Raw genomic sequence first — 9,936 nt, 5'->3', positions numbered from 1 at the left:
ATTCATTTTTTTATGGTCACAATCAAGTATTGCATATAATTGTATCATAGTCTTGATAATGATTTAGGATTGCTATAGAGGTTGCTGATTTACGGTAGGAAAGGCTAAATATGCTAGTCAGAGAAACCAGTATCCACAAAGATTCGGGATTTTCAACTGATTTTTTTCATACCCTGATTAAGCAATGCCAGATTTGGGAGTTATCTAACTCACGAGGAGAGATCTTTCAACAGCAGCTTGGCCGCTTTAGCCACCTGAAGCGATCGCACTTACGTGTAATTGGGCTAAGTGCGATCGCCTCCAACAACCCCCAAAACTTCAATTACTACCGGATCGTCGATCGAAGTGACAGAGATCGACTAAAGTAAACAGAAATTATTATGGGCGGTAATTAGAGTGATTGAGACTTTAGCAACAGGAATCGCAGCAGCCGGTTCGCTGCTAGCATTGGGCGGATTGGGCCTAGAGTTGAACTATCGCCGGACTGGGAGTGCAAATAAACTAGAACTAACAGCCGGAGAATGGCACTTAGCCATCTCCGAACCCAACCGCTATCTTTTAGTCGGGGAAATGGAGTTCCGCAACCTGACACAGCGGTTTGAGATTATGTTGCCGGAAGTCCGGGCACAGGTGAAACTGCTGTCAGACGGAAGTTTGGATGGCGTTACCTCCGAGACAAAGGTGATTCCTTGCCACAAAGAGGCAGCAGCCAGAGCAGACGATTACTGGTTCGGCTATATTGTTAAAGCCCAAAAAAACACGAAAATTAAAGTTTCTGTAGACATTCAAGGGCAAGATTTAACCAAATTGCAGTCAGCTTGGGTGCAAGTACATTTCGTCACCTACGGCCCGGGCGGGCGCATCCCCAAAGTCCGTAACGTAGTAGTCCCGCTGCAATTTCCCAACTCGGACACCGTACCCATTGCCAGAAATGTCGGAGTTGCAGAAGTCTTGCCGATTCGCACTCACATACTGGCGGAATTGGACAATCCCGTCGAAATTGTCAAGCGGTACGTGCTGCCGCGGGCCCAGAAAGGCGATATTGTCGCCTTGGCAGAAACTCCCCTAGCTTTGATGCAGGGACGCTATCGCCATCCCAGCGAAGTCAAACCAGGATGGGCGGCAAAGCGAGTGTGTTTGTTTTTCTTGCCCACGTCGAGTTTAGCCACGGCTTGCGGAATGCAGACGTTGGTTGATGTAGTCGGCCCTTGGCGCGTAGTAGCGGCATTTGCGATCGGCGCTGTGGCCAAAATATTTGGCAAACCGGGAGTCTTTTACCAACTTGCAGGGGAACAAGCCAGGCTGATCGACGACGTTACCGGGACTTTGCCTCCCTTCGACCAATTTATTGTCCTAGGCCCGGACAATCCCCAGCAAGTTGTAGAAGAAATTCAACGAGAAACCGGACTTGCGGCGGCGATCGTAGACGCTAATGACTTGAAAGCAGTTAAGATATTAGCAGCGACCTCCGATTTATCGGTAACATTCTTAGAGCAAGCCTTGCGAAGCAACCCCGCCGGGAATGGTGACGAGCGAACACCGGTCGTTGTAATTCGACCTCTGCCACAAAAATCTTGAGTTGAAAACAGAAAATTAAAAATTCAAAAAGATGATTTGAAATTTTTAATTTTCGATCGAGCAAGAAAGGGAGAAGAATCAAAAGTTATAAGTTTTGAACTCAAAATTTACCCATTCAAAACTCAAAACTTCCCTAACTCTTCCCCTTTCTGAATTTTTATTTTTAAATTTCCATTCTCCACTTTTATGCTATGACTTCATTTCCCTCCCAAAACCAAAACCAGGTTGTGATTCGCCCGTTTCAGTATCGCGACATCGAGGTGATGGAACAACTGTGCGCGGAAACAGCCGAAGAGCCAGAAAACCGCAAGGGCGCAAGCTGCGATGTGGTACTAGGTAGAAAGTTGCAGCAGATTCGTCGCTGGTACGGACTACTAAAGATTTTTAGCTTGTTTCCCAACCCTTGTCAGTCCCTGTTCCGTGCCCATGTTGCCGAAGAAGAGGGGAGCGTTAAAGGCATAATTCAGATTTCTCCTTTCAACCGCACCCGCAGCACTTGGCGGATCGATCGCATAGGAGTAGACCCGGAAGCCCGCAGCAAAGGAATTGGTTCCATGCTGCTGCGGTACTGCTTTGAGGCAGTCTGGGAGGCGCGGACGTGGCTGTTGGAAGTGAATATCGGCGACAAAACTTCCTTGGCTTTGTATCGGCAAAACGGGTTTCAGCCTTTGGCGCAGATGACTTACTGGACGATCGCCCCAGAACGCCTGCAAGAAATGGCTTCCTCGACGCCAGATTTGCCCAACCTGCTGCCCGTCAGTAACGCCGACGCTCAGTTGCTCTACCAACTGGATACCGCGTCTATGCCGCCGCTGGTGCGCCAAGTATTCGATCGCCACCTTCAAGATTTCAAAACCAGTTTTTTGGGCGCTTTAGTCGAAGGTGTCAGACAGTGGCTGGGCAAAACCGAGGTAGTCAGCGGCTACGTGTTTGAACCGCAGCGCAAAGCCGCGATCGGCTATTTTCAGGTGCAGCTATCCCGCAATGGTCAACAACCGCACGTCGCCCAGTTGACTGTACACCCCGCCTACACTTGGCTTTACCCAGAACTGCTGTCCCAGATGGCGCGCCTTGTTCAAGATTTCCCGGTTCAAAGCCTGCAACTGGCTTCCGCTGACTATCAGCCGGAACGGGAAGCTTATTTAGAGCAATTTGGAGCAGTGCGCGTGGAACACAGCTTGCTGATGTCTCGATCGGTGTGGCACAAATTGCGCGAGTCCAAGTTGGTCTCTCTCGAAGGACTCCAGCTATCAGAAATGTTGCAAAGCTTCCAGCCAACTCGCAAACCCGTACCCGGCCGGATGTCCTGGCTCGGCCCGATGCCTGGGGAAGCCACAGCAGGGCCCGCGTCCTCGGAGATAAAACCACTGTTGGCTGACTCAGGAAACAGCCAAGCTAATCAAGTTAACCCTTTGGGTGGCCAAAATTCCGAATCAGCAGCAACTGATGGCAGCAGCATTTTGCCCCTAAATTTGTCGGATTTGCCTCTAGACGGCGGCTGGCCGGGAGAACTCAATTCTTAATAAGTGAAAGCAGAAGGTAAAAGGTAGAAGGCAGAAAAAAATAGAATTAATCATCCAATAAATTACTTTTTTTTCTGTCATCTTCCCAAAATTTCCCTTCTGCTTTTGATTGATATCAACTTAAAATTACCTATCTTCTTATTACTTTCTTCTCTTATTCCTTTGCGTCCTTAGCGTTTTCGCGGTTAGTTAAATAAGATTATTTACGCGAAAAAACACTAAATCTAAAATCTAAAATCTAAAATCTAAAATTGCTTGATTGATCATGTCCAAAGATAAATTATGGATTTCAGCTCTGGGATTAGATATCGGCCTCAAACGAGTCGGCATCGCTGGGTGTGACGGCACAGGTTTAATAGCTACGGGCATTACAACACTGGTACGATCGTCCTTTGATCGAGACGTAGCTTATCTCCGAGCGCTCGTGCGAGAGCGGAGAGTGCAAATTTTGGTGGCAGGCTTGCCCTACTCCCTGAGCGGAGAATTGGGTGCTCAAGCCCGACAGGTGCAGAAATATGCGAATCGCATCGCCTCCGCCTTAGAGCTCCCCCTAGAGTACGTGGACGAGCGCCTGACTTCGGTTGAGGCAGAGGAATTGATGAAAGCTTCAGGGATTTCGCCGTCGCAAAATAATAAGGGTTCGATCGATCGCAAAGCAGCGGCCCTGATTTTGCAGCAGTGGCTAGACGAGCGGAGGCAAAATATCTCCGCCCTTCCCAATCCTTGATAGCTTTTAACAGAGGCGTGATATCCTGGTTGTGCAAGTTTGCTACGCACACCTGTAACCCTTGACAAACTGGAGAAAATTCTGCTGTACCCTCGGTAGTGAAGAAGCACAAAATCGTGATTTGTCCTCAGTGTCGCTTGCTGACTCGACTAAGATTTAAACGCTGCACTCCTCGCCTGTGGAAAAGGCCGCGAGTCTCGCGGTTTAAGCTTGTGGACTGGCGATCGCCCACTTAGCCAGAATATCGCCACGAAAATTCCCCATTGTCAAGCAAACGTTACTGAATTATTGACGGAAAACTAAGATACACGCGATGTCCTCATCCCCATACCGCAAAAAAGAGAATGGCAATTCCAACGAAGAGTCCGTCACCCTGACGGATGAAGTTGGGCGATCGCTGACTTGCAACATAGAATATTCTATGAACCTAGAAGGTCAAGAATACGCTTTGCTGCTTCCAATTGACTCGCCAGTAGAAATTTTTACATGGCACGGAGACGATAACGACGAAGCAGCAATTCCTGTAGAAGACGAAACCGAAATCGACAAAATTTTTGATACCGCTAAAGTTGTCCTGCAAGAGCAGAACTTGACACTCCGACGCACGGCGGTGACGCTGACTGTCGTTGGCGAATTGCCGGAATTTCCCGAAGAGGATATGGCATCTGATGTCGATCCAGATGAGGAGTCGGAGTTCGAGGAGCTGATGTGGCTGACCAGTTTCTACCACGAAGAACAGGAATATGCGATTTATACGCCTCTAGACCCGTTCTTTATCTTGGCTAGAATGGATGACGACGGTAAGCCAGAATTGCTCTCAGAAGAAGAGTTCCAAAGGCTGGAACCGATGTTACCTATGCTGGAAGACCAGTTCTTTGACGAGCTTGATTAGATATTAATTGCAGGCACAAGCCCTGATGGCAAAAAGCAGAATTTTTTACTATTTTATAAAAAAGTAAACTGCTCGCCCGATCGAACTTTTTCGAGATGGCAGCTTCTGCCTTCGCGATCGGGCTTTTGAATTGGGCCGCGTGAATTGGGTCTTTTAAAGGGCTTGTATTCGTAACTTTTCGGTCATCAATCGCAGGTCATCAGTCATTAGTCGCTAGTTAACCGCCGCTTATCCAGGACAACGGACTATGAATAAAGAACAAATGACAAAAGGCAGCACGCGCGAGAGCCGAAAAGGTACTCCGCAAGTCTCTAAATGGTTGTTTTATCTGGCATTGCTGCCGGCAATCTGGGGAGTTTGCGCTTGGCAAGGCTGGGCTTGGTGGAGCTGGGCTTCGGCGCCGCCTAAAATCACATCCTCATCGGGGAATCCGGCAGAAGATGCTGCTGTTTCGATCCAAATCCCGGAGGGTACTCCCAGTCAAAAAATCGGCCGGGATTTAGAGGCCGCGGGGTTGATTCGATCGAGCTCGGCATGGAATATGTGGGCCCGCTGGATGACTCTGCAAAACCGGGAGGGAGGTTTTCAAGCAGGAACTTACCAACTGTCGCCGACTCAGCCTCTGAGTGCAGTTGCTGACAAAATTTGGAAGGGCGAAGTCGTACAGCAGAGTTTCACGATTCCAGAAGGGTGGTCGCTGCAACAAATGAGCACTTATTTTGAAGCGCAAGGTTTTTTCCCAGCTAAGGAGTTTATGGCGGCCGCGAGTCAAATTCCTTACGCTCAATACCCTTGGCTGCCGAGCGGATTGCCTCATTTGGAAGGTTTTTTGTACCCGGATACTTATCAGCTAGACGGCGATAGAATTACTCCTCAAGCTGCGATCACACAAATGCTCACCCGTTTCGAGCAGACAGCTTTGCCGGTATATCAAAAAAATCAGAATAATACGAAGCTCTCTCTCAAAGAATGGGTGACTTTGGCGAGTATTGTAGAAAAAGAAGCTGTGGTTGCTTCCGAGCGGAACCGCATTTCTGGAGTGTTCAACAACCGTCTGAAAAAGGGTATGACGTTGGGTTCTGACCCGACAGTTGAATATGCTCTTGGCATCAGGCAAACTAAGGAGAAGCCTCTGACTTTTAAGCAAGTAGAAACGCCTTCTCCTTACAATACTTATATAAATCCAGGACTACCCCCAACTCCGATCGCATCTCCGGGCATAGCAAGTCTGGAAGCGACTCTGACTCCCGAAAATACAGAATACCTGTATTTTATGGCTCGATACGACGGCACTCACATTTTTAGCCGCACGCAGGCGGAACACGATGCTGCGATTGCTAAAGTTGACGAGCAGTTGCGATCGAATCCATAGATTGGCAATGACTAATAAAAAAGTAAAAAGTCAAAAGTAACAAAGGAAAAGCCATAATTATTCACTTTTGGTTTTTTACTTTTTCAATCTTTAACTCCCAATTTCTTATTTCTCAATCTAAAATCTAAAATCTAAAATCTAAAATCATTATGACTTGGGGTAAATTACTACAGCCTGACTTAGTTCTAGGCGATTCAGTCATGAAATTAACGGCTGATATTCTGCAGGAATATCAGATTAAAGGATTAGTGTTGGATGTGGACGAAACTCTTGTTCCCATTACGGCAATGAATGCTTCTCCTGAGCTCAGCTTGTGGGTACAAGAAATTAGACCCGTGGTATCGCTATGGTTGGCAAGCAATAATTTAAGTCAAAATCGGATCGGTCGAATTGCTGATTCTTTGAATCTACCTTACATCACGGGTGCTGCTAAACCGTCGCGCCGCAAGTTGCGAACAGCAGTGACTGCAATGAATTTGCCGGTGGAACAGGTGGCGATGGTGGGCGATCGACTTTTTACTGATGTTTTAGCAGGCAATCGTTTGGGTATGTTCACTATTTTAGTGGAACCAATGGTTGATGCTGGGTATGCACTTCGCAAGTATCCGGTGCGCTCTTTTGAAGTTTGGGTTTCTCAAGCTTTGGGGGCTTCTCTGAAAATTAAAGATTAAAAATGGGCATCGGGAATTGGGCATGGGGCATTGGGCATCGGGCATGGGGCATTGGGAATTGGTAATTAGGAATTGGGAATTGGTAACTAATGGCAACAGACAACAGTCAACAGTCAACAGTCAACAGTCAACAGTCAACAGTCAACAGTCAACAGTCAACAGTCAACAGACAACAGACTAAAACTATTGTTGTTAAAATTGGAACTTCAACTCTGACTCGATCGACTACAGGAAACTTAGCTCTTTCAACTATTGCGGCATTGGTCGAAATTTTAGCTGATTTGCGGCAGCAAGGCCATCGAGTAGTTTTGGTTTCTTCGGGTGCGGTTGGAGTTGGCTGCGCGCGCTTGGGTTTGACGGAACGCCCGCGAAACATGGCTATGAAACAGGCTGTGGCGGCTGTGGGCCAAGGGCGGCTGATGCGTGTGTACGATGACTTGTTTACTACTCTACAACAGCCGATCGCTCAAGTATTGCTCACCAGGGGCGATTTAGTGCAGCGTAACGGTTATGTTAACGCTTGCAATACTTTTGGGCAACTGCTGAGATTGGGCGTGATTCCGATCGTCAATGAAAATGATACCGTAGCCGTAGACGAGCTTAAATTTGGCGATAACGACACGCTTTCGGCGCTGGTGGCGAGTTTGGTAGAAGCAGATTGGTTGTTTGTGCTCACAGATGTCGATCGGCTGTATTCCGCCGATCCGCGCAGCAATCCCGACGCGCAGCCGATCGCCCTAGTCCAAAGTATGGCACAGCTCACAGAATTTCAGGTGCAAACAGGAGATTCCCGCAGCGGTTGGGGAACCGGCGGAATGGTGACAAAAATTGAAGCGGCGAGAATAGCAACTGCATCGGGAGTACGGACTGTCATAACTGACGGCTGCTTTCCTGGTAATATCGAGAAAATACTTAAGGGAGAGTCGATCGGCACTCAATTCGAGCCTCAACCGCGCCCTGTAAACGCTCGCAAACACTGGATAGCTAACGTGCTAATTCCCGCCGGAAAACTATACTTAGATGCGGGTGCTGTCAAGGCAATTTCCCACGGGGGAAAATCGCTTTTAGCGGCGGGTATTGCTCAAGTAGAAGGAGAATTTCAAGCTGATGATTCCGTGCAGTTGTGCGACGCAGCCGGTAAGCAAATTGCTAGAGGACTTGTGAATTATAGCAGTTTAGAATTGAGACAAATTCAGGGCTGCAAGTCAGAGAAAATTGCTGAGATTTTAGGCTATGCAGGCGTAGAAACGGCGGTACACCGAGATAATTTAGTGATTGTTTAAACTAACAAATATCGAGACAGTCGATCGGGCAATGAGCGAAGGTAGAAATTGAGGATATTTGCAGCACAGTCTTGCAAGAATGTGTTTGGCTGTGTCGGAACAGCTCATTCATCGCTTCTGTAAACAGTTCAAAGATATTTTGTGCTAATTCTAAAGCTGCTTGGCGTTCCGCATTAGTAAGTTTTATCTCTGCTAAAACTTCCAACATCTCTGGCGTGTTTAAAAGGTGATAATTTTCTAAACCCCCATAACCTCCTTCAAAATCGACATATTCTTTTTGGGTAACTTGCTGTAATTCCATTACCACTGCAAGCGCCGCTTCAAAAAAAACTTTTGCCGTTCCTTCGAGGACTTCCACTAACACCAGTTTCTCAATGGGAGAGGCTTTCCAAGCGTAGCGTTCAAGCACTGAACAGAGCGATCGAGTTTTTTTAGTTTCTTCACCCCAAAGCAGTCTGAAGTCGCCGTAACTCATTAATTGGTTTAAGCCTAGTTCCTCTAGGTATTCTAGATAGTCGTGCCAGTAATAGTTTTTTTTATAAGTATATTTATTAATGAGTTCCTGAACTTTGCTATTACTAGAAGATTCTCGCAATACATATTTATTTAAATCGCTCAAGCCCACAGCCAAAGGAGCAAGTACAGGTGCAAAAATTAGTCGTTGATTAGCGTGAATGTGTTTATTGGCTAGAAAGTCAAACAAGGGCAATTTTGCAAACTCTTGCTTTTTCGGTTCAATGAATGCTACAATTGCTTTCATACTTTTTTCGCCTAAATAGTTGCTGTCAAGATCATCTTCATACATCCGTTAATTATCTATATTTTCGAGCCTAAATAATTGTGTTTATTATCATACATATTTGTATTTGAGATCATAGGTAAGAGTGTTTGCAGTCACAGGAAAATGTGACCTGTATCATATGGTGTCAGAAGTTCGAGCATCTTGTTGGCTAGAGATAAAATGTTCTACATTTAAATTGCATATTTCGGGCGTGGCTCAAAGCCACGCCACAAAAGTTTGATTATTTATTGACCGATAATTTAAAGGCTGATTAACTTAATATAGGCAAATGAGGATTCTGCTCGAACTCCTAAAAAATGCTGTTTACAAAATCGGGATGCTCCCTGCAAATCAGTCCTAGACGCATAGGAGTCTCTAAACCGGGTTTCTTCGGAGATTCATCGCTGCTCAACAAAAATTTTTATGAGAAACCCGGTTTTTTTAACCCTTGCTTTTATTGCTTCTTCCCTCTTTTCTCTTCCCTCTTCTTATTCCTTCTTCATTCTTCCTGCGGTCATCAGCCTCAAAATGACAATTTCCAATTCTCAGAATTGCCTTTAGGTGCGTTGTGAGTTACTCTATCTTTTGGATCAGTTAACACAATTATAGGAGTTAATCTTGGAACGGACTTTTTTAGCGATTAAGCCCGACGGCGTACAGCGCGGACTCGTCGGCGAAATTATCGGTCGTTTTGAAGCCAAGGGCTTTAAGCTAGTTGGCATGAAACTGATGACGGCGAGTCGCGAACTTGCCGAACAGCATTATGGCGTACACAAAGAAAGACCCTTTTTTGCGGGGCTGGTAGATTTCATCACTTCCGGGCCGATTGTGGCGATGGTGTGGGAAGGCGACGGCGTTGTGGCCTCGGCGAGGAAAATGATTGGCGCAACAAATCCTCTGAATTCAGAACCGGGGACAATTCGCGGCGATTTGGCTGTGAATGTCGGTCGCAATATTATTCATGGTTCTGATGCTGTGGAAACTGCCCAGCAGGAAATTAGTCTCTGGTTCAAGGAAGAAGAATTGAGTGCTTGGACACCTTCTTTAACTCCTTGGATTGTGGAGTAGTTTGGATATTCTCCCGATTGATTAATCGGGAGATATAGCCT

General features: G+C 46.5%; 10 protein-coding genes. 9 read left to right on the top strand and 1 reads right to left on the bottom strand.

All coding sequences use genetic code 11. The annotated features are described in order from the left end of the window. Window positions 1-110 precede the first annotated feature (110 nt). The 8 genes from QUB37_RS16370 (at window position 111) to proB (ending at window position 8,046) form a co-directional block, all read left to right on the top strand. On the top strand, window positions 111-368 hold the full coding sequence (locus QUB37_RS16370) for a hypothetical protein (protein WP_333163756.1): 258 nt from the start codon (window positions 111-113) through the stop codon (window positions 366-368). Between the two features lie 28 nt (window positions 369-396). Beyond that, window positions 397-1,578 (top strand): F420-0:Gamma-glutamyl ligase, encoded by a 1,182-nt coding sequence (locus QUB37_RS16365; protein WP_333163754.1) that lies wholly within the window; start codon window positions 397-399, stop codon window positions 1,576-1,578. 191 nt (window positions 1,579-1,769) lie between these two features. Further along, window positions 1,770-3,101, top strand: a complete 1,332-nt coding sequence (locus tag QUB37_RS16360; RefSeq protein ID WP_333163751.1) for a GNAT family N-acetyltransferase — start codon at window positions 1,770-1,772, stop codon at window positions 3,099-3,101. Between the two features lie 265 nt (window positions 3,102-3,366). After that, window positions 3,367-3,828 (top strand): Holliday junction resolvase RuvX, encoded by a 462-nt coding sequence (gene ruvX / locus QUB37_RS16355; RefSeq protein ID WP_333163749.1) that lies wholly within the window; start codon window positions 3,367-3,369, stop codon window positions 3,826-3,828. Window positions 3,829-4,141: 313 nt separating this feature from the next. Continuing rightward, window positions 4,142-4,720: a DUF3727 domain-containing protein gene (locus tag QUB37_RS16350; RefSeq protein ID WP_333163746.1), complete on the top strand. Its 579-nt coding sequence runs from the start codon at window positions 4,142-4,144 to the stop codon at window positions 4,718-4,720. Between the two features lie 247 nt (window positions 4,721-4,967). Next, the gene (gene mltG, locus QUB37_RS16345; protein ID WP_333163743.1) at window positions 4,968-6,092 is read left to right on the top strand and encodes an endolytic transglycosylase MltG; all 1,125 of its coding nucleotides are present in this window, start codon (window positions 4,968-4,970) and stop codon (window positions 6,090-6,092) included. A gap of 149 nt (window positions 6,093-6,241) precedes the next feature. Next, complete coding sequence (locus QUB37_RS16340; RefSeq protein ID WP_333163740.1) at window positions 6,242-6,763, top strand: YqeG family HAD IIIA-type phosphatase; 522 nt, start codon at window positions 6,242-6,244, stop codon at window positions 6,761-6,763. An 89-nt stretch (window positions 6,764-6,852) separates the two neighbouring features. Continuing rightward, window positions 6,853-8,046, top strand: coding sequence for a glutamate 5-kinase (proB, locus tag QUB37_RS16335; protein WP_333163738.1), 1,194 nt, complete (start codon window positions 6,853-6,855; stop codon window positions 8,044-8,046). Window position 8,047: 1 nt separating this feature from the next. On the opposite strand, the gene QUB37_RS16330 is transcribed toward proB, so the two are convergent. Next, on the bottom strand, window positions 8,048-8,851 hold the full coding sequence (locus tag QUB37_RS16330) for a hypothetical protein (RefSeq protein WP_333163736.1): 804 nt from the start codon (window positions 8,849-8,851) through the stop codon (window positions 8,048-8,050). A gap of 594 nt (window positions 8,852-9,445) precedes the next feature. On the opposite strand from QUB37_RS16330, the gene ndk reads away from it, so the two are divergent. Beyond that, a complete protein-coding gene (ndk, locus tag QUB37_RS16325; RefSeq protein ID WP_190658714.1) occupies window positions 9,446-9,895 on the top strand; it encodes a nucleoside-diphosphate kinase in 450 nt (149 codons plus the stop codon). Window positions 9,896-9,936: the final 41 nt, after the last annotated feature.

It is taken from the genome of Microcoleus sp. AT3-A2, from assembly GCF_036705685.1.
GTDB lineage: Bacteria > Cyanobacteriota > Cyanobacteriia > Cyanobacteriales > Microcoleaceae > Microcoleus.
Note: the sequence above shows the minus strand (reverse complement) of the source record. Positions and strands in the feature narration are given on the sequence as shown.

What these genes read in the sequence shown, in the direction of transcription:
- QUB37_RS16370 (WP_333163756.1), top strand. Translation starts at nt 111, where the DNA reads ATGCTAGTCAGAGAAACCAGTATCCACAAAGATTCGGGATTTTCAACT.
- QUB37_RS16360 (WP_333163751.1), top strand. Translation starts at nt 1,770, where the DNA reads ATGACTTCATTTCCCTCCCAAAACCAAAACCAGGTTGTGATTCGCCCG.
- ruvX (WP_333163749.1), top strand. Translation starts at nt 3,367, where the DNA reads ATGTCCAAAGATAAATTATGGATTTCAGCTCTGGGATTAGATATCGGC.
- QUB37_RS16350 (WP_333163746.1), top strand. Translation starts at nt 4,142, where the DNA reads ATGTCCTCATCCCCATACCGCAAAAAAGAGAATGGCAATTCCAACGAA.
- mltG (WP_333163743.1), top strand. Translation starts at nt 4,968, where the DNA reads ATGAATAAAGAACAAATGACAAAAGGCAGCACGCGCGAGAGCCGAAAA.
- QUB37_RS16340 (WP_333163740.1), top strand. Translation starts at nt 6,242, where the DNA reads ATGACTTGGGGTAAATTACTACAGCCTGACTTAGTTCTAGGCGATTCA.
- proB (WP_333163738.1), top strand. Translation starts at nt 6,853, where the DNA reads ATGGCAACAGACAACAGTCAACAGTCAACAGTCAACAGTCAACAGTCA.
- QUB37_RS16330 (WP_333163736.1), bottom strand. Translation starts at nt 8,851, where the DNA reads ATGTATGAAGATGATCTTGACAGCAACTATTTAGGCGAAAAAAGTATG.